Source organism: Novosphingobium sp. TK46 (assembly GCF_055361525.1).
In genome coordinates this window covers 94,679-119,855 of sequence record NZ_CM143963.1, presented here as the reverse complement: position 1 = coordinate 119,855, position 25,177 = coordinate 94,679, and the positions used below count along the sequence as shown (strand labels likewise).

Annotated in this window: 19 protein-coding genes; 14 read left to right on the top strand and 5 right to left on the bottom strand. The window is 63.5% G+C overall.

Features of this window, described 5'->3' with window-relative positions; genetic code table 11:
* Nucleotides 1-77 precede the first annotated feature (77 nt).
* Entirely contained in the window at nt 78-3,257 is a 3,180-nt protein-coding gene (locus ACXJ1Z_RS00525) for a TonB-dependent receptor domain-containing protein (protein WP_463778752.1), read from the top strand.
* A 68-nt stretch (nt 3,258-3,325) separates the two neighbouring features.
* Here ACXJ1Z_RS00525 and ACXJ1Z_RS00520 read toward each other — a convergent pair whose 3' ends face one another.
* Complete coding sequence (locus ACXJ1Z_RS00520; RefSeq protein ID WP_463778750.1) at nt 3,326-4,972, bottom strand: tetratricopeptide repeat-containing sulfotransferase family protein; 1,647 nt, start codon at nt 4,970-4,972, stop codon at nt 3,326-3,328.
* A 78-nt stretch (nt 4,973-5,050) separates the two neighbouring features.
* Between ACXJ1Z_RS00520 and ACXJ1Z_RS00515 the strand changes: the two genes are divergently transcribed.
* On the top strand, nt 5,051-5,314 hold the full coding sequence (locus tag ACXJ1Z_RS00515) for a hypothetical protein (RefSeq protein ID WP_463778748.1): 264 nt from the start codon (nt 5,051-5,053) through the stop codon (nt 5,312-5,314).
* A 24-nt stretch (nt 5,315-5,338) separates the two neighbouring features.
* Here the strand turns inward: ACXJ1Z_RS00515 and ACXJ1Z_RS00510 are convergent, their stop codons facing one another.
* Nucleotides 5,339-6,511 carry an aspartyl/asparaginyl beta-hydroxylase domain-containing protein gene (locus tag ACXJ1Z_RS00510; RefSeq protein WP_463778746.1) on the bottom strand — a complete coding sequence of 391 codons (1,173 nt, stop codon included), beginning with the start codon at nt 6,509-6,511 and terminating at the stop codon, nt 5,339-5,341.
* Nucleotides 6,508-7,566: a hypothetical protein gene (locus ACXJ1Z_RS00505; RefSeq protein ID WP_463778745.1), complete on the bottom strand. Its 1,059-nt coding sequence runs from the start codon at nt 7,564-7,566 to the stop codon at nt 6,508-6,510. Before ACXJ1Z_RS00505 ends, ACXJ1Z_RS00510 begins: the two co-directional genes overlap by 4 nt.
* Before the next feature lie 64 nt (nt 7,567-7,630).
* Here ACXJ1Z_RS00505 and ACXJ1Z_RS00500 point away from each other — a divergent pair, with 64 nt between their 5' ends.
* The 12 genes from ACXJ1Z_RS00500 to ACXJ1Z_RS00445 all read left to right on the top strand — a co-directional run bounded on the left by ACXJ1Z_RS00500 (nt 7,631) and on the right by ACXJ1Z_RS00445 (nt 23,053).
* The gene (locus tag ACXJ1Z_RS00500) at nt 7,631-8,917 is read left to right on the top strand and encodes an aspartyl/asparaginyl beta-hydroxylase domain-containing protein (RefSeq protein WP_463778744.1); all 1,287 of its coding nucleotides are present in this window, start codon (nt 7,631-7,633) and stop codon (nt 8,915-8,917) included.
* Nucleotides 8,918-9,038: 121 nt separating this feature from the next.
* Complete coding sequence (gene rpiA / locus ACXJ1Z_RS00495) at nt 9,039-9,731, top strand: ribose-5-phosphate isomerase RpiA (RefSeq protein WP_463781130.1); 693 nt, start codon at nt 9,039-9,041, stop codon at nt 9,729-9,731.
* Between the two features lie 71 nt (nt 9,732-9,802).
* Nucleotides 9,803-11,890 carry a transketolase gene (tkt, locus tag ACXJ1Z_RS00490; RefSeq protein ID WP_463778742.1) on the top strand — a complete coding sequence of 696 codons (2,088 nt, stop codon included), beginning with the start codon at nt 9,803-9,805 and terminating at the stop codon, nt 11,888-11,890.
* The gene (locus ACXJ1Z_RS00485; RefSeq protein WP_463778741.1) at nt 11,887-14,694 is read left to right on the top strand and encodes a bifunctional transaldolase/phosoglucose isomerase; all 2,808 of its coding nucleotides are present in this window, start codon (nt 11,887-11,889) and stop codon (nt 14,692-14,694) included. The genes tkt and ACXJ1Z_RS00485 overlap by 4 nt, the downstream gene beginning before the upstream one ends.
* An 11-nt stretch (nt 14,695-14,705) precedes the next feature.
* Nucleotides 14,706-15,689, top strand: coding sequence for a phosphogluconate dehydrogenase (NAD(+)-dependent, decarboxylating) (gnd, locus tag ACXJ1Z_RS00480; RefSeq protein ID WP_463778740.1), 984 nt, complete (start codon nt 14,706-14,708; stop codon nt 15,687-15,689).
* Nucleotides 15,686-17,110, top strand: a complete 1,425-nt coding sequence (zwf, locus tag ACXJ1Z_RS00475) for a glucose-6-phosphate dehydrogenase (RefSeq protein ID WP_463778738.1) — start codon at nt 15,686-15,688, stop codon at nt 17,108-17,110. Before gnd ends, zwf begins: the two co-directional genes overlap by 4 nt.
* Nucleotides 17,107-17,925 carry a Cof-type HAD-IIB family hydrolase gene (locus ACXJ1Z_RS00470; RefSeq protein WP_463778736.1) on the top strand — a complete coding sequence of 273 codons (819 nt, stop codon included), beginning with the start codon at nt 17,107-17,109 and terminating at the stop codon, nt 17,923-17,925. The genes zwf and ACXJ1Z_RS00470 overlap by 4 nt, the downstream gene beginning before the upstream one ends.
* On the top strand, nt 17,922-18,599 hold the full coding sequence (rpe, locus tag ACXJ1Z_RS00465; RefSeq protein WP_463778735.1) for a ribulose-phosphate 3-epimerase: 678 nt from the start codon (nt 17,922-17,924) through the stop codon (nt 18,597-18,599). Before ACXJ1Z_RS00470 ends, rpe begins: the two co-directional genes overlap by 4 nt.
* A gap of 2 nt (nt 18,600-18,601) precedes the next feature.
* Nucleotides 18,602-19,348: an HAD-IIB family hydrolase gene (locus ACXJ1Z_RS00460; protein ID WP_463778733.1), complete on the top strand. Its 747-nt coding sequence runs from the start codon at nt 18,602-18,604 to the stop codon at nt 19,346-19,348.
* A gap of 160 nt (nt 19,349-19,508) precedes the next feature.
* Nucleotides 19,509-20,540: a ribosome small subunit-dependent GTPase A gene (gene rsgA / locus ACXJ1Z_RS00455; RefSeq protein WP_463778731.1), complete on the top strand. Its 1,032-nt coding sequence runs from the start codon at nt 19,509-19,511 to the stop codon at nt 20,538-20,540.
* Nucleotides 20,541-20,543: 3 nt separating this feature from the next.
* The gene (locus tag ACXJ1Z_RS00450) at nt 20,544-20,699 is read left to right on the top strand and encodes a hypothetical protein (RefSeq protein ID WP_463778730.1); all 156 of its coding nucleotides are present in this window, start codon (nt 20,544-20,546) and stop codon (nt 20,697-20,699) included.
* Between the two features lie 191 nt (nt 20,700-20,890).
* Entirely contained in the window at nt 20,891-23,053 is a 2,163-nt protein-coding gene (locus tag ACXJ1Z_RS00445) for a TonB-dependent siderophore receptor (protein WP_463778729.1), read from the top strand.
* On the opposite strand, the gene ACXJ1Z_RS00440 is transcribed toward ACXJ1Z_RS00445, so the two are convergent.
* Together ACXJ1Z_RS00440 and ACXJ1Z_RS00435 are read right to left on the bottom strand one after the other, a co-directional pair.
* Nucleotides 23,047-24,462 carry a sensor histidine kinase gene (locus tag ACXJ1Z_RS00440; RefSeq protein ID WP_463778728.1) on the bottom strand — a complete coding sequence of 472 codons (1,416 nt, stop codon included), beginning with the start codon at nt 24,460-24,462 and terminating at the stop codon, nt 23,047-23,049. The two genes, ACXJ1Z_RS00445 and ACXJ1Z_RS00440, sit on opposite strands and share 7 nt — an antisense overlap.
* Entirely contained in the window at nt 24,449-25,129 is a 681-nt protein-coding gene (locus tag ACXJ1Z_RS00435; RefSeq protein WP_463778726.1) for a response regulator transcription factor, read from the bottom strand. The genes ACXJ1Z_RS00440 and ACXJ1Z_RS00435 overlap by 14 nt, the downstream gene beginning before the upstream one ends.
* Between the last annotated feature and the right edge of the window lie 48 nt (nt 25,130-25,177).

Here is a 25,177-nt window from a genome sequence, read left to right as displayed (position 1 = left end):
GGTCCATGGGGTAACGATAATGGCTGAGAAAGTTCGCACGCGGACCCACTCGCCGGCATCGGACCCAAACAGGGGACATGTTCATGCACATTCGATTCCGCACGCGCTTGCTCAACACAACGCTGCTGGTGGGCGCGGCACTTGCCGCCACGCCGGCCTTCGCACAAACCGCCGATCCCGAGAGCCAGCCCAAGAACGGCGTTCAAAGCTCCGATGCGGCAGCACCTGCCGCCGGCACGTCGAGCCAGGATTCCGCACCGCCAGCAGCAGAGAACAGCACTGGCGACATCGTCGTTACGGGCAGTCTGATCCGCAACCCAAACCTCGTTTCTTCCAACCCCGTCAGCGTCATCGGGCAGGAAGAATTGAACCTGCGCCAGGTCAACAACGCCGAGCAGGTGTTGCGTGACCTTCCCGGCGCAGTGGCCAGCATTGGCTCGGCCGTCAACAACGGCAATGGCGGCGCTTCCTTTGCCGACCTTCGTGGCCTCGGCAACTTCCGCAACGTCATCCTGCTCGATGGAAACCGCATCGTTCCGGCCAGCGCAACCGGCCGCGTCGACCTCAACAACATTCCGCTGGCGCTGGTCGAGCGCGTCGAAACGCTCACCGGCGGCGCTGCGACGACGTATGGCGCAGACGCAGTTTCGGGCGTCATCAACTTCATCACTCGCAGCGACTTTTCGGGCGTCGAGCTGAATGCGTCGGAGCAGATCACCGAGAACGGCGATGGCGAGTACAACCGCATCGACCTGACCGTCGGCAGCAACTTCGACGACGGCAAGGGCAATGTCGTATTCTCGGTCGGCTACCAGAATGCCGATCCTGTCTATCAGTCGGACCGTAAGTTCTCACGCAACAGCTACACCTCGACGTCCGGTGGTGTCGGCGGTTCGGGTACCACAGTGCCAAGCCGTTTCACGGCGGGCGGCCTCGCCGGTGCCTTCCTGGTTCCCCCAACCGAAACGACACCGGGCGTTCCCAATCCGGCCTTCGTCTCGGGTAACCGGCAAATCAATCCTGCTACAGGTGCCTTGGGGGCGGTCACCCCGTTCAACTTCAACCCGTACAACGTCTTCCAAACGCCGTTCGAGCGCTTCAACATGTACGGCGCCGGCCATTATGAAATTGCCGACAACATCGAGATCTACACGCGCGGTCTGTTCTCAAAAAACACCGTCAGCACGATCATCGCGCCGTCGGGTGTCTTCGGTACCGTTCTATCGATCCCGTTCTCGAACCCCTACCTGCCGGCAGCCGCGCGGACGACGTTCTGCAACAACAACCCGACATTCAACGCGGCGGGCGTGCAGCAAGGACAGCTGACCACGGCCCAGTGCGACGCCGCCGCCCTGGCGACAAGCATCACCGATCCCAACTTCCGTTACTTCAACGTCGCGACGAATCGCCGCACGACCGAAGTGGGCCCTCGCCAGTCTGACTACACGACGCAGATCTTCGACTACCGCGCCGGTATCAAGGTTGGCATCACGGAATCGATCAGCCTTGATCTGTCGGGTGGCTACGGCGAGTCCGAGAACCAGCAGACGATCCGGAACTACGTGCTGGCGTCGCGCGCCCGGTCGGCTGCGTTCGCGACGAACACCACCACCTGCCTCGGTGGCGCTCCACAGGGCGCGGCTATCAATGCTGGTAGCGGCTGCGTTCCGATCAACCTGTTCGGCCCGGATGGTTCGATCACTCCGGAGCAGGTCAGCTATCTGACGGCTAACAGCACGTCGACCAATCGGGCGTCGCTGGCACAGGCACGCGCCTTGCTCACGGGCGACCTGGGCGTCACCTCGCCCTTGGCTGCGGACGCAGTCGGCTTCGCACTCGGCGGCGAGTTCCGCAAGTATCGCGCTTCCCAGGATTCCGACATACTGTCACAGACCCCTGGTGAACTTGGCGGTGCAGGTGGCGCCACTCCGAACTTCACCGGCGGCTACCAGGTGTGGGAAGCCTATGGCGAGATAATCGCTCCCCTCATCGCCGATCGCCCTTTCTTCAAGAGCTTGTCGGTCGAAGCGGGCCTTCGCTATTCGTCCTATAAGATCAATGCAGCTGGATCGCCCGGCTACGATACCTGGACTTACAAGGGCGCAGGCACCTGGGAGCCGACGGATGGCCTGAAGTTGCGCGGCACATACCAGCGCGCAGTTCGCGCGCCGAACATCACCGAACTGTTCACGCCGCTTACGACTGCGCTTACCAACTTGTCGTATGACGCGTGCGCGGGCGACGCACCGACCACCAATGCGAACTTGCGTGCAGTGTGTCTTGCGCAAGGTGCCCAGGCATCGCAGATCGGCAACATCCAGCGGCCTACCGCGGCTCAGGCCAACTTCACCGCCGGCGGCAACTTGGCTCTCAAGCCCGAGAAGTCTGACTCGTTCACGCTTGGTGTGGTTTTCCAGCCCACCGTCGTGCCGGGCCTGTCCATCACCGTCGACTACTACAACATCAAGATTACCGATGCGATTTCGCAGCCAACCGCAGGCGACGCCTACAACTTCTGCTTCGGAAACGCAGCGGGAGCCGGCATCACCGCCGCCAGCGCGACGGACCCGTTCTGCACGCAGATCCGCCGCAATCCGGACACGGGCGCTCTTGATGGCGACGCTGCGACGACGCCGGGCTTGTTCATCGAGTCTAGCAACCGAGGACGGATCAAGACCGACGGTATCGATTTGGGCGTGAACTACCGTCGCGACCTCGGCGTGGCGAAGCTGAACCTCAGCTTCCTTGGAAACTGGACCCACAAGTCCAAGTTCCAGGCTACCCAGGTGTCGGATATCCGCAGCTGCGTTGGACTGTATGGTCAGAACTGCGGTTCGCCGGGTTCGGCGGGTCCGAGCTCCTCTGCTGGCTCGCTACAGCCTGAATTCACATGGAACCAGCGCACAACGCTAACGTTTGGCGCAGTCGACTTCTCGCTTCTGTGGCGTCATATCAGCAAGATGAAGGTCGAGGACGGCGTCACCACCTACGAGGGGACGCTCGAGTCGGGATCGCTTGCCGGCAAGGACGTCAACTTCGGGCGCATCAAGGCTTACGACTACTTCGACCTTTCGGCGCGGGTTGGCGTGAGCGACAACTTCGACTTGACGATGACTGCCATGAACATCTTCAACAAGCAGCCTCCCATCGTGGGTGGCACCGTGGGTTCGACCTCGTTCAACAGCGGCAACACCTACCCATCGACGTACGATGCGCTGGGCCGTCGCTTCGCCGTGGGCGCTCGCTTCAAGTTCTGAAGCTGGCTTTTACTGGATACAAGTAAGGGGGTGGGCCGATGGCCCGCCCCTTTTTGTGTCTGCGTCGATCAGGGTTCAAAGCCGAAGCGTGCCACCCAGGGAGCCAGGATCGGCAACGCCGGCGAGAGCTGCGTGGCGTAGCGGCGCCATTGCCCGCGTCCGTCGTACAGGCCACGCCGCACTTGTGTGACGCTCGCCGTCTGGACGCCACGAGCCTGTGCGGTTCGATCGAAGTCGCGGAATGCGTCCGTCCATTCGATGCCGATGAACGCCGCCATGCCGCGCACCGTGCTGTCGAAGTCTGTCACCAGCCGATCGTAGCGAACGGTATGGAAGGCCAGCGGCAGTCGATCGCGACAAATTTCGGTCAGTTGCATGAGCGCGGCGTAGTGCCCCGCCGCCTCCGTCAACTCGCTGAATGCCCATGCGGCGGGGCTCGGCGTGAAATTGATGCGATAGCAGCTCAACACCACGTCGCGCGGGTCACGCCGCATGATCAGGATCTTTGCCGAGGGAAACAAGCGGGCGATGATCGGCAGCTTGGTCCCGCCTAGCGGGTTCATGTCGACGAATATCTTGCCCGCGACATCATCGGCATAGTTGCGGACCCGCTGCCAATAGGCGGTCCGCAGTGCCGTAACGTGCGCAGGCGCCAGCGCGTCGAGATCGGGCATCGTGCCATCGTCCATGACCAGCACGTCGTCCACATCGGCCAGAGTGTCGCGTTCTTCGAGGGCGACGACATTGGGTGCGCTGGCCAGCACGTTCTCGACCAGAGTCGTGCCGGACCGCGGATAGCCGATGAGGAAAACGTGCGTCGCGGCTTCGCCGTCGACCGGATCGACCGTGGGCAACGCCGATCGCGCTGGTGCGGCGGCCACTTGGGCGGTGATCTTCTCGATATACTGCCGGTGAGAGGGGCGACCTGTTCCAGGACCGAGCGCCGAAGTGTAAACCGATCGAAAGTTGGCTTGTGCCTCGTCATAGCAGGCAAAAGCGGCTTGGGGGCGGTCTTGTCGATCGAGTGCGTCTCCCAGCAAGGTCAGGGCGCGGGTGCGATCATCACCTCTGATACCCGTCGCGAGAAGATCGGTCAGCCGGCGCTCAGCCTCGGCGCCTTCGCGCGCCTCGATCTCGACTGTCGCCAAAGCGCAAGTTGCCGCCACGTCGTGGGGCTGGTGTGACAAGGCACGTGTCGCCAGTGCAAGCGCTTCGGCAGTCTGACCGCGCTTTGCCGCTGCGTCCGCGAGCCGGCCAAGCGCGGGCGCAAGCTGTGGATCGATGGCCAAGGCCTGGCCATAGCTGACCGCCGCGCCGGGGGCGTCACGAAGGGCTTCCAGCGTGTATCCACGTTCCAGCCACGCAGCGGCATGCGTGGGCGCGACTGTCACGACCCTGTCGAGCACGACCAGCGCTTCGTCGAGCCGACCTTCCTTGCGCATAACCGCGCCGATCGCACCAAGCACCATGACGTCGCCGGGGGCGAGCGTGAGCGCCTTGCTCAGCAAATCGTGGGCACCGGCATAGTCGCCCGCTTCCTCACGGCGCCAGGCGGCTAGGTTGAGGAGCATCGGATGGGGATTTCCGCGCTTCAGTGCTGCTTCCGCCAACTCGGCCGCGTGTGCGATATCGCCGGTGTGCAGGGCTTGCTCGATCGCGATCAGAGCCTTGGTTCGTGATCCTGTCGAGGACTGGCCCGAGATTGTCTTGCGCACGAGGCGGAGATGCTCCCCTAAACTTTACGGTTCACGCGACATGTCTTAATATAGCGATGGTTTGCAAGGAATACGACCATGTTGCGATCTTTGGCCATTGCCACGCTGATGCTTACCGCCACGGCCGCCGGCGCCGCTCCGGCGCAAAAGCCCGACGAGCACGAAAAGTCCGCTGACGACGCCGAAAAGGTGATTTGCAAGCGTTTCAAGGAAACTGGATCGCTGGTCAGCAGCCGCCGGGTCTGCAAGTCGAAGCGGGACTGGGAGCGCGAACGCGACGCCTTGCGGACGAACAACGGCATCAACTCCTGCGCCAACCAGGTGGGCGCCGGTACATGCTGATCCGGCGCTGACCAGATTGGAAGCTCAGGCGCCGGCCTGATCCTCCGCCGCGCCGCCATAAGCCGCGATGCCTTCGTAAAGCGCGGTAAGGGCGGCACGTTCGGCTTCGTCCAGATCGGCGCGCCAGATTTCGAACAGCAACACGACCCGCATTTCTGTGGAGTCGTTCCAGGCTTCGTGTTCGATGGTGTCGTCGAAGATCAACACTCGGCCTTGCTCGACTGCATGCGTGTGATTGCCGACCCGCAACCGGCATCCCGCGGGTACGATCAGCGGCAGGTGACAGATCAGGCGGGTGTTGATCATGCCATGGTGCGGCGGGATATGCGTCCTACCCCTAAGCGCCGAGAACAGCACCATCGGCGAGCGACCAGCGATATGAGGGATCGGCAGCGCGGCAAGAGCGGCCATCGTGGCGGGGAAGCGTGCGACGTTCTGCGGCACCGGCTCGCCGTTGCGGTACAGATGAAAGGCGCTCCATCGCGGATCGCCGAGCAACGCGTGGCGCTTTGCCGGGCGGTTCGGCTCGGCCATCACATACGGGTCGACCATGTTTTCGTTTTCGAGCAGAGCCAGCAGTTCTTGCCGGATACCAGGCGTTGCTGCCTCCAGGTCCGCCACCCAATCAAATTCTGCGCGTTGGAAAAAGGACCTTTGCGCTAAGCCCGGATAATAGAAGCTCGTGGGTTGCTGCAGCTGCACTTGCGCTCGTCCGGCCAGAATTTCCAGTGCCTCGGTGAAGCATGGACCAGCCGCTCGGGGAACGACGCCGCGAGCGTTCATGTGCTCGTCGAGGTGTGCCTCGAATACCCTCCCGCTGCCAGCGACCGCGGCTTCTGCGCGCCTCAGCATCGTGATCAGATCCCCGCTCAGGCGGCCGGCACGCGGCGCCTGGGTCAGCGCCGCCTGGTACCAACTGACCGCTGCGCGCAGATCGTTGGCCTTGGTAAGCAAGTCGCCGCGCATGATCAGCGCGTAGAGGTTGGTCGGCTCGGTCGCCAAGACGCCGTCCAGGGCAAGGTGTGCAGCGTGAAGGTCTCCCAGCATGGCGCACGCTTGCGCCAGCAACAGGCGCATCTGGTTAGTGGCGCGGCCCGCGGCTTCGATCGGCTGTAATGCGGCGCTCGCGGCCGGAGCGTCGCCCCGTCGCAGTGCGGCGATGCCGGCCTGCAGCGCGGCGACATCATCGCCCGTCAAGCGGAAACCTCCGTGACCAGCGGTGCGGGGGGATTGAGTGCGATACCAAAGGTGTTGGCGACCACCTCGGTCCAGCGCACCACCTTGTCGATCTCGTCGGCATGGGTCTGTTGTGCCAGCCGATGTTCGGCCTCGCGTTCGGGTGCGGCGAATGCCGTATCGAATTTCGAATGTCGGGTGAAGGCCGGGCCGGAGACCACTTCGGCCAGACTCGCCGGGGAGAGGGGGAGCGCGAAGTGCGTGGCCAATCGCGCCATGGCGATCGCCGGATCGGTCATGAGCGCAGCGCTGCTCAGGGTTCTTACACGACCGGGGCCGAACTGCGTCACCATCCGCGCGAAAAGCGCTTGTTGAACGAGCCATCCCACCGCCGCGACCTGAAGATCGCTTTGCCCCAGATGATCGCGTGGGGTGAAGCCCAGATCGATCAGCTTGTCGTCCATCAGGCCGAGCAGCAGCGTTCGCGCCCACAAGCGGCCGTCGAGACCCTTCTTGGCGATGGACGCAAGGTAGGTTCGTAGCGGCGCATAGAGCAACAAGGCATGGGATTCGGGGCGAAGCGTCAGCATGGCTGGCGCCATGCCGTTGGCGATGTTCGATGGTTTCACCACCACAGCTTCGCCGGTGGCGAAGGGGCGCGCCATCAACGTCAGGACATCGTCAAGCACGCTCGCCATATCGGGGCCTTTGCCGCCACGCCGCCGCCAGCCGATAAGATCGTTGAAGATCACCGGCTCCTTCAGGCCCATGGCCCATCCTGGCCTGTCGAAAGCACGCGCCACCAACGTCGAGCAGCAGTAGGCCGAATGGAACACGAAGTGCAGCGGCGCTGGCTCGGAAGCATGGGCGACGGCATCGCCGCGCCGGACGACCAACGGTTTGGCGCCTGCAGGAAGGAACTCGTCGGTCAGAAAGGTCGCGCTGCGATGCGCTTGGCGCGGTACGGCCAGGAAATGCACGGCATCGTGCCCAGGATCGTAGCGGTGCGCGAGCCATTCGGCATCGGCGAGCAAGGGGCGATCCGAGGAGAGGGTCGAGTTGAAACCGCCGGGCATCGCCCTTGGTTCGCAGGACCACGCGGGTTTGTCCAGTCGCACAGACCGGGCTATAGCCTTGGCGATGAACCGACCAGAGATCGATGCCATCTTGCGTGCCGCAGCCGACATGCAGCGGGCAGGGCGGCGCGACCAGGCGGTGCGGCTTTATCACGATCTGCTCGATCGTCACGGAGAGCATCCGATCGCATTGAATGCCCTGGGTGTCCAAGCTCTGGCCAGCGCCGACTTCGGCGTCGCGGCCGACTTGTTCGCGCGCGCGATTGCGGTCGATCCCAAGGCCGTCGATCTGTGGTTGAATCTGGCGACAGCCCACCGCCGAGTGGCGGACCTGGCTGGCGAGCAGGCCGCATTGGAAGGCGCGCTCGCGCTCGATCAACGCCACTTCATGGCCTTGGTGCGGATGGCGGAACTTCTGGAGCGATCCGGCTCCCATGCGCTTGCGGCCGAGCGCTGGAGCGGTGTCCTGGCGATGGCGCCGATGATCGATGAGCGCACGCCGGCGTTGGACGCCATGCTCGAGCATGCGCGTGACTTCGTGGCTCGTCAGCGATCGCAGTTCGCCGAGGCGATCGACGCCGGTCTTGCAGATCTGCGCGAGGCGCGACAGCCCGAAGAATTGCGGCGGTTCGATGCCTGTATCGATCATCTGGTCGGCCGGCGCCAGATTTACGCGAACGTTTGCGCCGGCTTGCATGTGCCGTTCCTTCCCGCCGACGAGTTCTTCGATCGGCGTCATTTCGCGTGGCTGGATCGGCTGGAGCAAGCGACCGAGACCATCCGCGATGAACTGACGTCGCTCCTTGGCGGCGTCGACACCGGCTTTGCGCCCTATGTGGCGATGGAGCCCGGGTTGCCGGTCAACAAATGGACACCGCTCGACAATCGGATGGACTGGAGCGCTCTCCACCTGTGGCGCGATGGCGTGCGCAACGATGCCGCTTGCGCCCGCTGCCCGGTGACGGCGAGTCTGGTGGAGGCGCTGCCGCTGGCCCGCATCCCGGGGCGGGCACCGACGGTGTTCTTCTCGTTGCTGCAGCCAGGTACGCACCTTCCGGCGCATACGGGGGTGAGCAATATGCGCACGATCATCCATCTTCCCCTGGTGGTGCCGGAAGGCTGCGCTTTTCGCGTGGGCGGCGAGACGCGTGAGTGGCGCGTCGGCGAGGCTTGGGCGTTCGACGATACCATCGAACACGAAGCCTGGAACCGATCGCAAGAGCTTCGCGCGATCCTGATCTTCGATGTCTGGAACCCGCATCTGACGAAGACCGAGCAGGATCTGCTTTGCGCCTTCTTCCCCCTGGCCGATCGCAATGGCTACAGCGCTTCTGGGGGCTCGGACCGATGATTTCACGCGATAACGGGCGCGGCCCGGCGGATCGGATGCAAAAATACGAACGATATGCCGGATGATTTCGTGCCCAGGTCAACCGAAGTGCGAGCCCGGAAGTTCAATGACGATGAGCACCATGACACCTGCCGAGCAACAGAAACGCGCTGCCGCGATCGCTGCGGTCGACGAGGTCGCTTCGGGAATGCTCGTGGGCCTGGGCACCGGGTCTACCGCCGCATACGCTATCGCCGAGATCGCGCGCCGGGTGCGTGAGCAGAACCTGTCCATTCGTGCGGTGGCGACATCGGCGCGAACCGAGCAGATGGCGCGGGCGGCCGGGATCATCGTCGTAAACATGGAGCCGATCGCCATCATCGACCTGGCCATCGACGGCGTGGACGAGATCGATCCGCAACTGCGGGCCATAAAGGGTGGGGGCGGTGCGATGCTGCGCGAGAAGATCGTGGCAGACGCGGCGCGGCGCATGATCGCGATCGCGGATGCTTCCAAGCGGGTGGCCCGGCTTGGTCGCAGCCCGGTGCCCGTCGAAGTGCTGCCGATGGCTGCGGCACTGGTCCTGCGCCGGGTGGCGGAACTGGGCGCGTCGGCTGCGATCAGGATCGCCGCAGGTGAGCCATACCGAACCGATCAGGGCAATCTCGTCATCGACTGTGGTTTCACGGCGATCGACGATGCGGCCGATCTTGCCGATCGATTGTCGCGCATTCCCGGCGCGTTGGGGCACGGGTTGTTCCTGAGCGAGGTCGACACGATATACGTCGGCGAAGCGAACAGCGTCGAACGGTGCGACAGGCTCGACAAAAAGTAGGATCGTGGCACCGCAGTGCGGCATCCTTCCTTGTCATCCATCGTTTGACCCCCGAAACCGCAAGGATCCTCATGGCCGACATGCCCACATCCACCGATGCCATTCACGAGGATGGCTCTCCGGACCGTCTCGCCATCGATACCATCCGCACCTTGTCGATGGATGCGGTGCAGAAGGCGAACTCCGGCCACCCCGGTACGCCGATGGCGCTCGCACCAGTTGCCTACACCTTGTGGAAGGACTTCATCCGCTACGATCCGGCAACCCCGGACTGGCCGAACCGTGATCGATTTGTGCTGTCGGTAGGCCATGCCTCGATGCTGCTGTACTCCGTCCTGCACCTTGCCAGCGTCGAGGAGATCGACGCGGACGGCAACAAGACCGGAAAGCCGGCGGTCAGCCTCTCGGACATCGAGCAGTTTCGCCAGCTCGGATCCAAAACCCCGGGTCATCCCGAATATCGCATGACAACCGGGGTCGAGACCACCACCGGTCCGCTGGGTCAGGGTTGCGGCAACTCGGTCGGCATGGCGATCGCGGAGCGGGCTCTGGCATCGCGCTTCAATCGCGAGGGTTTCGAACTTTTCGATCACGACATCTACGTGCTGTGTGGCGATGGCGACATGATGGAGGGCGTTTCGGCGGAGGCGGCATCGGTCGCCGGGCATCTCGCTCTGTCGAACCTGTGCTGGATCTATGACAGCAACCACATCACCATCGAGGGCGGTACCAGCATCGCCTTTACCGAGGACGTCGGCAAGCGGTTCGAGGCGTATGGCTGGAACGTCATCCACGTCGACGACGCCAACGAAACCGCCGCATTCGGCGCGGCGATCGAGACGTTCAAGGCGACCGACGATCGCCCCACCTTCATCGTCGTCCACTCCGTGATTGGGTGGGGCAGCCCGCGCGCAGGTAGCGAAAAGGCGCATGGCGAGGCGCTGGGCGAGGAAAACGTCCGCGCCACTAAGAAGGCATACGGGTGGCCGGAGGACGCGCAGTTCCTGGTTCCCGATGGCGTCAAGGAACACTTCACGAAAGCCGTTGCCGGCCGCGGCCAACCCGCGCGCGAGGCATGGGAAGCATCGTTCGAGAAGTATCGCGAGACGTTCCCGACCGAAGCTGCGGAACTGGATTTGCTGCGCAAAGGCAAGCTGGCGGATGGCTGGGATGCCGAGATTCCGACGTTCCCGGCCGATCCGAAGGGTGTGGCCTCACGCGAGAGCGGCGGCAAGGTGCTCAACGCGATCGCGCCTCATGTGCCCATGCTGATGGGCGGCGCGGCCGATCTGGCGCCCTCGACCAAGACCAACCTGACATTCCAGGGTGCGGGATCGTTCGAGCCGAATGATTACGCGGGCCGCAACTTCCACTTCGGCGTGCGTGAACACGCGATGGGCTCGATCGCGAACGGTATGGCCTTATCCTATCTGCGGTCATACACCGGTACGTTCCTGGTCTTCGCTGATTACATGCGCGCGCCGATCAGGCTTGCCGCAATCATGGAACTGCCGGTCGTCTTCGTGTTCACCCACGACAGTATCGGCGTCGGAGAAGATGGGCCAACCCATCAGCCGATCGAACATCTGGCAACTCTGCGCGCGATCCCCGGCCTGGACACGATCCGCCCCGGCGACGCCAACGAAGTCGCGGCCGCTTGGAAGGTCGCGCTGCAGCATGCGAACGAACCGACGGCACTCATCCTGTCGCGCCAGGCGATCCCCACGCTCGATCGGGAGAAGTATGCCTCGGCCGACGGCCTGGAGAAGGGCGGCTATGTTCTGGGCGATTGCGAAGGAGACCCGGAGATCATCCTGATCGGGACCGGCAGCGAACTGCCGATGGTCGTCGCCGCGCACGAGAAGCTTTCCGGCGAAGGTGTCAGATCCCGGGTCGTCTCGCTGCCAAGCTGGTACCTGTTCGAGAAGCAGGACGATGCGTATCGCGAAAAGGTGTTCCCCAATGCCGTAAGAGCGCGCCTTGCCGTCGAGCAGGCCGGATCGATGGGCTGGGATCGCTATGTCGGCCATGATGGCGGCACCATCACCATGAGCACGTTCGGGGCCTCGGCTCCGCTCGCGAAGCTGCAGGAAAAGTACGGCTTCACCATCGACAACATCTGCGCCGTCGCGCGCAAGCTTATCGAGAAGAACGCATGACCAGTCGCCTCAAGCAGCTCTCCGATCTCGGCCAGGCCCCCTGGCTTGATTTTGTCGACCGCAAGTTCCTCGCCGACGGGGGCTTGCGCAAACTTATCGAAGAGGATGGCGTGACCGGCGTTACGTCCAACCCGTCCATCTTCGAAAAGGCGATGGGGCATGGCGAGGCCTATGACGAAGGGTTCGACGCCTTTCTTGGCAAGGCCGATGCCAGCGTCGCCGACACTTACGAAAGCCAGGCAATCGCGGACATCAAGGCGGCGGCCGCCGATCTTCGCCCCGTTTACGACCGGCTCGATGGCAAGGACGGCTACGTCAGTCTCGAGGTTTCACCCTATCTTGCCAACGGTACCGAAGAAACGGTCGAGGAAGCCCTCCGGCTATGGAAGGCCGTCTCGGAGCCGAACCTGATGGTGAAGGTGCCGGGGACCAAGGCCGGTACCAAGGCGATCCGCACGCTGATCGAGGATGGCCTGAACATCAACGTCACGCTGCTGTTCTCGGTGGAGGCGTATCAGCAAGTCGCCGAGGCTTATATCGCCGGGCTTGAAGCGCGCGTGAAGAAGGGCGAGGCGATCGACCGGATCGCCAGCGTCGCCAGCTTCTTCGTCAGCCGGATCGATGCCGTGATTGACAAGCAGGTCGACAAGCGCGTCGAAGCAGGTGACGCCGAAAGCGATACGCTCAAGGCCTTGCGTGGCAAGGTGGCCATCGCCAACGCCAAATTGGCGTACGTGTGGTATCAGGACATGATCGCGTCGGACCGTTGGCAGGCGCTTGCGACCAAGGGCGCGATGCCGCAGCGGCTGCTGTGGGCTTCTACCGGCGTCAAGGATCCGGCGTATCCCGACACGCTCTACATCGATACCTTGATCGGACCCGACACGGTCAACACGATGCCACCCAAGACGATGGACGCGTTTCGCGATCATGGGGCGGTCGCGGACGTTCTCACCACGGACGTTGACGCCGCACGCCATGTCATCGACGAGACCAAACGTCTTGGTCTCGATCTGCCTGGTGTCACCACCGATCTGGTGGCGGCGGGTGTCACGCTGTTCGCCGATGCGGCGGATGCCTTGTTGGGCGCCGTCGCCGAAAAGCGTGCGACGTTCTTGGGCGACCGTCTCAATAGCATGGAGGCGATCCTCCCCAAGCCGTTACAGGATGCGGTCGATGCGCGGCTCGAGACGGCACGCGCCGATGCTTGGTCACGTCGCCTGGCAAAGGGCGATGCTTCGCTGTGGACCGGCAAGGACGAGGGCAAATGGCTCGGCTGGGTTGCTGCGGCGCGCGGCGAGCAGGTCGATCCTGACGCGTTGAAATCGCTTGCCACCGATGCGCGTCGCTTCAAGGACGCGGTGCTACTGGGCATGGGGGGCTCCAGCCTCGGGCCGGAGGTTATCGCGCTGATCCTCGGTTCGACCGAAGGCGGGCCCAGGCTGCACGTGCTCGACACTACGGATCCGGGCCAGATCGGCACCGTACTCGCGGCGATCGATCCTTCGAACACGCTGTTCATCGTCTCGTCCAAGTCCGGTTCGACACTCGAGCCTGAATTGCTGCGCGCGTTCTTCTGGGACAAATCTGGCGGCAAGGGCGACCACTTCGTCGCCGTTACCGATCCCGGATCGAAGCTGGAGAAAACTGCGAAGGATGACGGCTTCGCGCGCGTGTTTCCGGGCGATCCGGAAATCGGTGGGCGGTATTCGGTGCTATCGGCATTCGGAATGGTGCCCGCAGCGGCGATGGGTATTGACGTCCACGCCTTCTACGAATCGATCGCGCCGATGGTTTTCTCCTGCGGTGCCGACGCGCCCCCGGCGCACAACCCCGGCATCAAGCTTGGTGTGATCATCGGCGAGGCGGCCGTGTCCGGCCGTGACAAGTTGACGATCCTTCCCTCCAAGAGCCTGGTGCCGTTCGGAGCTTGGTTGGAGCAATTGCTGGCGGAGTCGACCGGCAAGCAGGGTAAGGGTATCGTTCCGGTTGACCTCGAGCCGCTGGGCAAGCCGGAAAGCTATGGCGACGACCGGCTGTTCGTGCATTTCCATCTGGAGGGTGACGAGGACGCCGCGCTTCATGACGGATTGAAGGCGCTGACCGATGCGGGACAGCCGCTGGTGACCATCCGTCTCACGAAGCCCGAGCTTATCGGCCAGGAATTCTATCGTTGGGAGGTCGCCACCGCGATTGCCGGCGCGGTGATCGGCATCGATCCATTCGACCAGCCCGATGTCGAGGATGCCAAGATCGCCACTCGCAAATTGGTCGACGCCTACGAAGCTTCCGGGGCGCTCGAACCCGAAAAGGCGGCAGCGGAGAACACCGACTTCGCCGTGTTCCTGGCAGCGGACGACGAATTCGCGCCGACCGATCCGATCGAGCTGTTACGGCTTCACTTCGCCAGCCTGGCCCCGGGCAACTATGCCGGCTTTCTGGCGTATATCGAACGCAACGAAGCCGACTCCAAGGCCATTGCCGCGATGCGCGAGGCGGTTCGCGACGCCAAGGCAGTCGCGACGGTCGCGGGCTTCGGACCCCGGTTCCTTCACTCCACCGGGCAAGCTTACAAGGGCGGTCCCGCAACAGGCGCATTCCTGACGATCACGCGCGATCCCGAACCCGATCTGGCTGTCCCCGGCCACAAGGCCAGCTTCGGAACCGTGCAGATCGCACAGGCGCGTGGCGATAACGATGTTCTCGCCAGTCGTGGCCAGCGCGTCCTGCGCGTTCATCTCAAGCATGGCGGCGGCGGCATCGCCGCGCTGCAGGCCGCTGTCATCACCGCCGTCCAGAACTGAGGAACAGTCCCATGCGTATCGCAATGATCGGCCTCGGCCGGATGGGGGCCAATATCGCGCGTCGTCTGATGCGCGGCGGGCACGAACTCGTCGTATTCGACCGCAATACCGAGGCGGTAACGGGTCTTGCGGGTGAGGGCGCCACGGCAGCCACCTCGCTCGAGGACGTGGCGGCCAAGCTGCAGTCCCCGCGCATCTTCTGGGTCATGCTCCCCGCCGGGACGCCGACGGAAAGCACGATCGAGACGATCGCCGGCCTGGCCGAGCCCGGTGACATCGTCATCGATGGCGGTAACACCTTCTACAAGGACGATATCCGCCGGGCCGCATCGCTCAGGGAAAAGCAACTCCACTATGTCGATGTCGGCACGTCCGGCGGTGTGTGGGGGTTGGAGCGCGGGTACTGCATGATGATCGGTGGCGACAAGGTATCCGTCGATCTGCTCGACCCTATCTTCGACTGTCTGGCGCCCGGCTACGGCACGATCCCGCGTACCCCCGATCGCGTAGACTCAGACGAGGATCCGCGGGCCGAGAAAGGCTATATCCACGCAGGTGAGGCCGGCGCGGGCCACTTCGTCAAGATGGTGCACAACGGGATCGAATACGGTCTGATGCAGGCATATGCGGAAGGGTTCGACATCCTCAAGGGGAAGGTCTCGGACAAGCTGCCCCCGGAGGAACGCTTCGACATCAACCTGACCGACGTCGCCGAAGTCTGGCGTCGGGGCAGCGTTATCTCGTCCTGGCTGCTCGATCTCAGCGCGATCGCTCTTGCCAAGGATCACCACCTTGAGGCCTTCAGCGGTCACGTTTCCGATAGCGGGGAAGGTCAGTGGACCATCGATGCGGCGATGGAAGAGGCGGTGCCGGCCTATGTCCTGTCGGCGGCGCTGTTCGCACGGTATCGCAGCCGGGTCGACACCACGTTCGGTGACAAGTTGCTGTCGGCAATGCGCTATGGCTTTGGCGGCCACGTCGAACTGCCCCAATGAGTGCTGCCGACACCGCGCCCGCCGCGACTTTCGTTATATTCGGTGCCCTGGGGGATCTTACCAAGCGGCTGCTGGTCCCCGCGCTCGCGAACCTTCAGCGTGAGGGATTGCTGAACGCGGACACCACCTTGTTGGGGGTCAGTCATCACGATGGCGACGATGCGCAGCTGGTCGAGGCGCTCGGTGAGTTCGTGAAGGATGATGCGGGATGGCAGGCGCTAAAGACGAAGGTCCATTACCTCAAGGGCGACTTCAGCGATCCCGCCGCGTTTAAATCGCTCGCCGAGAAGGTCAGCGGAAACGCGGTGTTCTATCTCGCGACGGCGCCGGGCTTTTTCGGGTCGATCGTCGACCAGCTTGGTGAGGCCGGATTGCTGGACCAGGCGGGCGGCTTTCGTCGGGTGGTGATCGAGAAGCCTTTCGGCACCGATCTCGCTTCGGCGCAGGCGCTCAACAAGCAGATCCTGGCGAGAGGCGGTGAGGATCAGTTTTATCGTATCGACCATTTCCTGGGCAAGGAGACGGTCCAGAACATCATGGTCGCGCGTTTCGGAAATGCCTTGCTGGAAGCGGTGTGGAACAATCGTTACGTCGATCACGTCCAGATAACCGCTGCGGAGACGGTGACGGTGGGCACCCGCGGCAAGTTCTACGATGCCACCGGCGCGCTGCGCGACATGGTTCCCAACCACTTGTTCCAGTTGCTGGCGATGATCGGGATGGAGCCGCCGAACAGTTCGGATGCCGAGGCGATCCGGACCGAAAAGGCCAAGCTGATCGCCGCCGTTCGTCCGATCGCTCCCGAGGATGCGGCGCGCGGGCGCTATGAAGCGGGATTGATCGCTGACAAGCCGGTTGTGGCTTATCGTGCCGAGGCCGATGTCGACCCCGCCAGTCGCACCGAAACCTATGTCGCGTTGAAGCTTGCGGTCGAGACGTGGCGCTGGACCGGGGTGCCGTTCTATCTGCGGACGGGCAAGGGGTTGACCTCGCGAGATACCGAGATCGTCATCCAGTTCCGCGACGTGCCGATGTCGCTGTTCCCGCGCGGTGCGTCGCTCCCGCCAAACCGGCTGATCCTGCAAATTCAGCCTGAGGAGGGCATCAGTCTCGAATTCGTCGCCAAGAAGCCCGGGCCGGTTGTCGAGACGGCGCCCGTCTCGATGGACTTTCACTATGCCGACGCCTTCGACCTTGGTCATCGCACCGGCTATGAGACGCTGTTGTACGACGTGCTGATCGGCGACCAGACCTTGTTTCAACGTGCCGATCAGATCGAGGGCGGTTGGCGTGCGGTGCAGCCGGTGCTGGATGCCTGGCGCGAGGGTGAACCCGAAGGCTATGCGCCCGGCAGCGCTGGTCCTGCAGGGGCGGACGCGCTGCTGGAGCGTGATGGCCGGCAATGGCACGCGCTGTCATGAGCGGCATCACCAAGCTGTTGATCTCCGATATCGACGGTACCCTTGTCAGGCACGACAAGACACTTAGCGACGAGGTAGTCGACGCCGTGGCGCGGGCCCGGCAAGCGGGGCTGGCGGTCAGCCTGGTGAGCGCTCGCCCCCCGTCGGGAATGCTGTGGATCGCCGAGCGGTTGGAGTTGTCGGGGCCGATCGGCGCCTTCAACGGTGCCACGATCGTCAAGCCCGACGGCACCATCGTGTCCGCGGAGCACATCGATCCCGCGGTGGCTGCCACCGTATTGCGCCTCATCGATCAGCCGGGTGTGACGCCGTGGTTGTTCGCGGACGGCATCTGGTACGCGAAGACGACGGAAAATAAGTATGTTCCGCGCGAACGCCTGGCTGCTAATGTCGAGCCCGAGATCCGAGCCGATTTCAGCGATCTGATCGAACGCGCCGACAAGATCGTGGCCGTAAGCGGCGATCATGATGCTCTTGCGGCCTTGGAACGCAAGGTAGCAGATGAGGTAGGCGAGGACGCCAACGTCGTGCGATCGCAGCCCTATTACCTCGACGTCACCTCGCCCAATGGCAACAAGGGCGCCGGCGTCACGACGTTGGCAAAGGATTACGGCGTTACGCTGGGTGAAGTTGCGGTGCTGGGCGACCAGAACAACGACCTTGCCATGTTCAAGGTCGCGGGGTTCTCCGTCGCGATGGGGCAGGCGCCGGACAACGTGCGCGAAGCCGCAAGCGAGGTCTCTGCGTCGAACGAGGAAGACGGCGTGGCGGACGCTATCGAGCGCTTCATCATGCCTCGCATTGCCCGTTCATGAGCAGGCCGCTGCTGATCGCGCCGTCCGTGCTGGCGGCCGATTTCGGTCGTCTCGCGGAGGATGTTCGCGCTGTCGAACGTGCGGGCGCGGACTGGATCCATGTCGACATCATGGATGGCCGTTTCGTGCCAGAGATATCGTTCGGACCCGCCGTGGTGCGTGCAATCAAGCAGGCGGCGAGCAAACCACTCAACGTCCATCTGATGATCGTCGAACCCGAACGGTCGATCGAGGCCTATGCCGAGGCGGGTGCCGATCACTTGCTGGTGCAGGCGGAGCCGGGTTCCACGGTGCACTTGCACCGCGTGCTCAGCCGCGTGCGTGAACTGGGCAAGCGCCCAGGCGTGGTGATCGATCCGGCGACCCCGCTGGTGTGGATCGAGCATGTGCTGCAACTGGTCGACATCGTGCTGGTCATGACCGTGAACCCGGGTTTCGGGGGCCAAAAGTTTCTTCCTGAAATGCTTCCCAAGATCGCAGCCTTGCGGGCACTATGCGAAGAACGCGGGCTGTCGCCGCACATCGAGGTCGATGGTGGTCAGGATGCCGCGACCGTCGCGTCGGTTGTCGAGGCCGGTGCCGACGTGATCGTCGCCGGTACGGCGATCTTCGGCAAGGACGACTACTCGGCAGCGATCGATCAGATCCGACGCTGCGCCAACACCCGGGAATGACCATGAAGACGATGATCGCGTTCGACCTCGACGGAACTCTCGCCGAAAGCAAGCAGTCCATTCCACCTGAGATGGCAGAGCAACTCGAAAGTCTGCTCAAGGTGGCGGACGTCGCGGTGATTTCGGGTGGCGACTGGCCGCAATTCCAGAAGCAGGTGGTCTCCCGCCTGCCGCAGGGCGCCGACCTCGGACGTTTGTGGATCATGCCCACGACCGGCACCAAGCTCTATCGCTACGACGGTGAGTGGAAAGCGATCTATGCCGACGTGTTCAGCCCCGACGAGCGCAAGAAGATCGCCGCCGCGCTCGATCAAGTGATGCGCGAGAAGGGGTACGATCAGGCCCAGATCTGGGGTGAGCAGATCGAGGATCGCGGCAGCCAGATCACCTTTTCCGCGCTAGGCCAGGACGCTCCGCTGTCCGCCAAGAAGGACTGGGATCCCGACTTCGCCAAGCGCAAGGACATGCAGGTCGATCTCGTCAAGCTTCTGCCCGGCCTGTCGATCAATCTTGGCGGAGCAACCTCGATCGATATCACTCGCGAGGGCGTCGACAAGGCTTATGGCATGCACCAGCTGATCGAACACGCTGGCATCACGTTCGAGAACATCCTGTTCATGGGCGATGCGATCTTCCCCGGGGGCAATGACTATCCGGTGAGCGCGGCGGGGATCGACGTGATCCGTGTTCGCGATCCCGAGGACACTGCGGTTGCCATTCGTGCCGTGGTGGCGTGCCTGAAGGATTGAGGACGGACCCGTCTGCAAGGCCGACTTCCATAGCTGGTGTGAGGACGGACGCTTGGCGGCACGGTGTCAAAGCTCAGCGATTTCGGCTAAGACTCCTATGACGCCCTGATGCGTAGTTGATCGTTCCACCCAGCCGTTCGTGGCTGCATCGAAAGCCAGCATGACAGTCACCGATACCAGCGATCGTACGCTCACCGAATTGGGCTGGCGGCCGTTCTTCAGCGAGCAATTGTCCGAGGAGGAGCGCCGCGATTGCCTGCCGGTGCGCGTGATGGCGGTGCATCGTGGCATGGTCACCGTCGCGGGGCAGGGGCTGGAGAAGACCATCGTCTCCACGCTGCCGGATCAACGCGGGCCAGAAGATCGCCCGACGGTAAGCGACTGGTTGCTGATCGATCGCGAGACGCATCTGGCCCGTCGCATTCTCGATCGCGCCAACCTGTTCAAGCGCCCCGCGCCGGGGGACGATCGACGCATCCAGTTGATCGCGGCGAACGTCGACACCTTGTTCATCGTCACGTCCTGCAACCAGGATTTCAATGTCGCCCGGCTCGAACGGTATCTGGTGCTGGCCCGCGAAGTGCAGGTGAATCCGATTATCGTGCTGACCAAGATCGATCTTGCCGACGATGCTTACCGGTATCTCGGCCCTGCGCGAGCCTTGCAGGCGGGGCTTGAGGTCGAGGTGGTGGACGGGCGCGATTTCGCCAGTATCAAGCATCTTGCCGCACGGTGCGGTCCGGGTGAAACGGTGGCTTTGGTGGGCTCGTCGGGAGTTGGCAAATCGACGCTGATCAACACCTTGCGGCAAAGTCCTAGCATCGCCACGCAACCGGTGCGCGAAGACGACGGCAAGGGGCGCCACACCACGACGGTGCGCGAGATGCACCGGCTCGCATTGGGCGGTTGGCTGGTGGATACACCGGGTATGCGCGAACTGCAGCTGTCCGAAGCGACCACCGGGCTGGCCGAAGTGTTCGACGATATCGCGGCGATGGTACTCGATTGCCGTTTCACCAATTGCACCCACGAAGCCGAGCCGGGCTGTGCCGTGCGCGATGCCCTGTCGCAAGGCACGCTGGACCGGGCGCGCCTGGGCCGCTGGCGCAAGCTGTCGGCCGAAGACAACAACATGAACATGGACCTGCCCATGCGATCGTCGCGCGGTGGCAGGTCGCCGAGAAGGAACTGAACCGTGGCCGATCTATACCTCAAAGCTCTCGAATCCGAGCGCAAGAGCCTGTGGGCCGAGTGCCGGTTGAAGGGTTTGCCAAAGGGCACGGCGCCACGTTTACGGATCGAGGAAATCGACAAGCTGCTGGCGGAGCACAAGCAGAAAAAGGCTCGCTGATTGCTCGGCGTTGCTGGCGTTCTCGCCACTCGTGACGACACGGTACCTTTACGGCTTCCCCGCCGAGCAGGTGTGGCTAACTTGCCGCGCTGAGCCGCAGTTTACAAAAATCAACAAGACCGACTTGCGAGTGACTTGCAATAGCATAATCCGAAGGTAAGAGCGCCGGGTCTTTACCTGGGGAGATTACCGTGTCGCTTTGCCTCGCCATCCTTGCCGCCGCTGCGCCCGCTGCCGCGGGCGAGGAACCCGACCGACCCGGATCGGAGATCATCGTTACCGGCGAGCGTACCGACGGCGACGATGGTTATGCCGTGAAATCGCAATCGACCACGGCACGCTTCGCGATCGGCCAGCGCGAAACCCCGCAATCGATCAGTACGGTCACGCGCGCGCAAATAGAGGATTTCCAACTCAACGACATCAACGCGCTGCTGACGACCGTCCCCGGTGTCAACGTGCAGGCGGCCGAAACCGACCGTATCTATTACTCGGCACGCGGCTTCGACATCCAGACGTTTCAGATCGATGGGATCGGCCTTCCATTCGCGTTCGAGGTGCAGACCGGATCGATCGACACCGCGATCTACGATCACATCGATGTCGTGCGCGGGGCACCGGGGCTGCTGTCCTCGACAGGAAACCCGTCGGCCGTCATCAACTTCGTGCGCAAGCGTCCCGGCAAGACGTTCCAGGCCAAGGCAAATGCGCAGTACGGCTCGTTCGATCACCTGCGGCTCGATGCCGATGTCAGCGTGCCGATCACCAGTGACGGATCGGTGCGAGCGCGTGCGGTGGGCGTGTACGACGATGGCGATAGCTACCTCGACCGCTATCACCTGCGCCGTTGGACCGGCTATGGCATCGTCGAGGCGGATCTTGGCCCACAGACTACGCTGACGGGCGGCTACGGCTATCAGAACCATCAGAGCCGGGGCGCGATGTGGGGTGCGCTCCCGCTCAACTATACCGACGGCAGCCGCATCGATCTGCCGCGCTCGGCTAACACCGGTCCCGATTGGGCCGGGTGGAACGTGATCGATCGACAGATCTTCGGCGATCTGGTCCATCACTTCAATGAGGACTGGTATGCGAAGGTCAGCGTCAACCGTCGCGCCATCAGCGAAGACGATCAGCTGTTCTACGTCTACGGCAATCCCAGCGCGGCGTTTTCCGACGGCGTCGATCCGGCGCTCAATGTGCCCACCATCAACGGCAATGTGCGCGCTTATCCGGGGGCGTTCCGGGCGCAGACCCGCAATCTGACAGCCGACGCCTACGTCGCGGGTAAGGTTACGCTGTTCGGCCGTGCACACGATGTCATGTTCGGGCTGAACCGCAGCGCCCAACGCTATGTTCAGACGTCGAGCTACGATCGCGACGCCATCGGCGCGGTCGCGCTGACCCTTACGCAAATCTACGATGGCAGCTTTGCGCGGCCGAACTTTCCCACGGTCTACAACACCAGCTTCCTTGAAAGCGGGGACACCACTTCGCGTCGCGAGACCGCCTACGGGCTGGTGCGGATCAACGTCGCCGATCCGTTGAAGATCATGGTCGGCGGCAACGTGACACACGCCAAGAGCGAGGGTTTCACTTACGGCGCCGATGCCAACTATTCGCGGACGCGCTTTCTGCCGTTCACCGGCGTGACGCTGGATCTTAGCGACAGCATCAGCGCCTATGCGAGCTATGCGACGATCTTCAATCCACAGAGCCAGACCGATGCCGCCCGCCGCCTGCTCGACCCGATTACCGGAGACAACATCGAGGGCGGCCTGAAGGGCGAATGGATGGGCGGGCTTCTGAACGCCAGCATCGCGGTGTTCCAGGCGCGGCAGAAGAATACCGCTGAAGCGGATGGCTTCGATCCAGTGATCGGGCAGACGCTGTATCGCGGTGTCGATGCGACGTCGCAAGGTGTGGAGTTCGAGTTCAGCGGCCAGATCGCACCCGGGCTGCAAGCGACCGGGGGGTATACGCTGATGCGGGTTCGCGGTGAAGAGGACGAACCGGTGCGCACGTTCGTGCCGCGCAATACCGCCCGACTGAACCTGAGCTATTCGCCGCCGGCGCTCGAGGCCCTGAAGCTTGGTGCCTCGTTCCAGTATCAGAGCCGGATCTACAACGAGCCGGGCGCGGTCTCCGTCACGACCGGGGAGCCGATCCGGATCACGCAAAAGGCCTATGCGCTGCTCGATCTGTTGGCTCGCTATAATCTCACTGATCATGTCTCGCTCAGCGCCAACGTCAGGAACGTGACCAACACTAAATACATTGGCGCGTTGAACTTCGATCAGGGCTTCTACGGCGCGCCGCGCACGGTGCTTGGTACCATCAGCTTCCGCTACTGATCCGGTTCGGCGACACCGGCTTGCGCGAACGAAAGTTCGACGCGCAAGCCGGGCCGTGTGTTGGTGAACCTTACACCGGCGCCGAGGCGCTGCGCTGCGGAACTAACGATGGCGAGGCCGAGGCCGCTGCCTTCCTGTCCCACGCTGGTCGTCAGGCGTACGAAGCGCGTACCGATCCTTTCGAGATCGGCCTCCGGCAAGCCCGGCCCGTCGTCGGATACGGCGATGACGGTACCATCCGGGGTGTGGGTGATCGAGAGCATCACCAAGGCTCCCGGCTGGCTGTAGCGGATCGCGTTATCGAGCAGGTTCGACAGGATCTCGAACAGCAAGGTGCGATGGCTCGCTATGATGATTTCGCCATCGGGCGTGTGAAGATCGACTTCGATGCCGGCGTCTATAGCTTGCGCGATGCGGCGGTTGATGACGACGATCGCCAGTTCGCGCAAAGCCACCTGCTCCAGCGGAGGCGACGCGCCGGCTTCCTCGGCGCGCGCCAACGCCAGCAATTGCGTGACCAGATGCTCGAGCCGATTGGCGGCGTCGGCGATTTCGCCCAGGGCTTGCGGATCGCCGCGCCGGGCAAGCGCGACTTGCACCTTGAGCACTGCAAGCGGCGTGCGCATCTGGTGCGATGCATCGGCTGTGAAGCGCCGCACGCCGGCGGTGGCGGTGTCGAGACGGACCAGCACGTTGTCGAAGGCGTCGGCTAGGGGGCGCAATTCCGCCGGTAACGGTCCGGCTCGGAGCGGCGACAGGTCCGGCGTCGCGCGGGTGTCGCGTTCGATCACCGCATCGCGCAGGCGGGCGAGCGGCTTGAGGCTCCAGGCGAGGGCCGGGCGGATGAGCAGTACCGCCATGCCGACGAGCGCCACTTCGCCGATTATCAGGGCATAGATCAGCCGCCAGCGCAGCGCGTTGCGACCGTCCAGGGTTTCGGCCACCTGCACCACGATCGGCTCGACGATGCGCGGCAGAGTGCGCCGTATCTCGGCAATGCGTATGCCCTGGCCGCGATACTGCGCATAGCGGAAGCGTGGTTCATCGAGCGCCAGTTCCGCGATGCGCGGAGCCGGCAGATCGCCGTACCCGGTAAGCAGCCGATCGCCGACCGCGATGCGATAGTACACGTTGTCCCGTTCGGGGCTTTCGAGCATTCCGAAGGCAGCCGGGGGCAGGTCCAGCGTGACCTCGCCACGCTCGACCTCCACTGTCTCCGAGATCGCGCCGAGTGCGCCACCCAGCACGCGGTCGTTGGTGCGACGCACGACATCGGCGATGAGTGTCGCGCCGGCAAGACCCAGCAACACGGCGATGACTAGCAAGGGTGCGATCATGGCGACCAGCAGCCGCGTGCGCAGCGCTAGCGAGCCGCCGCGATCGCTTTTAAGCGGTTCAGTGTCCGCCATGGGCACCGGTATCGAGAAGATAGCCGACGCCGCGGATGGTTCGGATCATCGGCCCGTCGGGCGCCAACTTGCCGCGCAGGCGGGTAATGTTGACCTCGATCGCGTTGGGGCCGACCGGCTCGTCATAGCCGAACACTTCGGCCTGTAGTGTCTCGCGAGAAACGATCTGGCCGGCGCGGGTGGCGAGCGTATCCAGCACGGCCCATTCGCGGCGGCGCAAGTCGAGCACCCGGCTGTGGACACGGGCCTCACCGGTCGATCGGTTGAGTGCCAACGAGCCGACGATCAGTTCGGGCGTGGGATCGCCGGCGCGGCGGCGGCCCAGCGCGCGGATGCGGGCTTCCAGCTCCTCTGGCGCGAACGGTTTGCGCAAGTAATCGTCCGCGCCAAGGTCCAGCCCACGCACCCTGTCGTCGAGCGCGTCGCGCGCGGTGAGCATAAGTACGGGCACACGCTCGCCGCGCCGACGCAAGGTCGAAAGCACCTCGAACCCGTCGATCCCGGGCAGCCCGACGTCCAGCACCACCAGCGCATAGGGTTCATCGGGAACGATCAGCAGCGCGTCCTCCCCGGTCGCGACGTGATCGACCGCGTGGCCGGCGGTACGCAGCAGCGTGCCGATGCTGCGGGCGAGCGCGGCGTCGTCCTCTACGATCAGGATGCGCAACGAATTGTCGCTGCGTGAAAGGTTGATGACAGGTTGCGAGGGTAGCCC

Bases quoted from the DNA above. Each gene is read 5' to 3' on its own strand.
- ACXJ1Z_RS00440 (WP_463778728.1), bottom strand. From the start codon at position 24,462: ATGGCGGACACTGAACCGCTTAAAAGCGATCGCGGCGGCTCGCTAGCG.
- ACXJ1Z_RS00505 (WP_463778745.1), bottom strand. From the start codon at position 7,566: ATGCCCGGCGGTTTCAACTCGACCCTCTCCTCGGATCGCCCCTTGCTC.
- rpe (WP_463778735.1), top strand. From the start codon at position 17,922: ATGAGCAGGCCGCTGCTGATCGCGCCGTCCGTGCTGGCGGCCGATTTC.
- tkt (WP_463778742.1), top strand. From the start codon at position 9,803: ATGGCCGACATGCCCACATCCACCGATGCCATTCACGAGGATGGCTCT.
- ACXJ1Z_RS00470 (WP_463778736.1), top strand. From the start codon at position 17,107: ATGAGCGGCATCACCAAGCTGTTGATCTCCGATATCGACGGTACCCTT.
- ACXJ1Z_RS00500 (WP_463778744.1), top strand. From the start codon at position 7,631: ATGAACCGACCAGAGATCGATGCCATCTTGCGTGCCGCAGCCGACATG.
- ACXJ1Z_RS00525 (WP_463778752.1), top strand. From the start codon at position 78: ATGTTCATGCACATTCGATTCCGCACGCGCTTGCTCAACACAACGCTG.
- rsgA (WP_463778731.1), top strand. From the start codon at position 19,509: ATGACAGTCACCGATACCAGCGATCGTACGCTCACCGAATTGGGCTGG.
- rpiA (WP_463781130.1), top strand. From the start codon at position 9,039: ATGACACCTGCCGAGCAACAGAAACGCGCTGCCGCGATCGCTGCGGTC.
- gnd (WP_463778740.1), top strand. From the start codon at position 14,706: ATGCGTATCGCAATGATCGGCCTCGGCCGGATGGGGGCCAATATCGCG.
- zwf (WP_463778738.1), top strand. From the start codon at position 15,686: ATGAGTGCTGCCGACACCGCGCCCGCCGCGACTTTCGTTATATTCGGT.
- ACXJ1Z_RS00460 (WP_463778733.1), top strand. From the start codon at position 18,602: ATGAAGACGATGATCGCGTTCGACCTCGACGGAACTCTCGCCGAAAGC.
- ACXJ1Z_RS00515 (WP_463778748.1), top strand. From the start codon at position 5,051: ATGTTGCGATCTTTGGCCATTGCCACGCTGATGCTTACCGCCACGGCC.
- ACXJ1Z_RS00485 (WP_463778741.1), top strand. From the start codon at position 11,887: ATGACCAGTCGCCTCAAGCAGCTCTCCGATCTCGGCCAGGCCCCCTGG.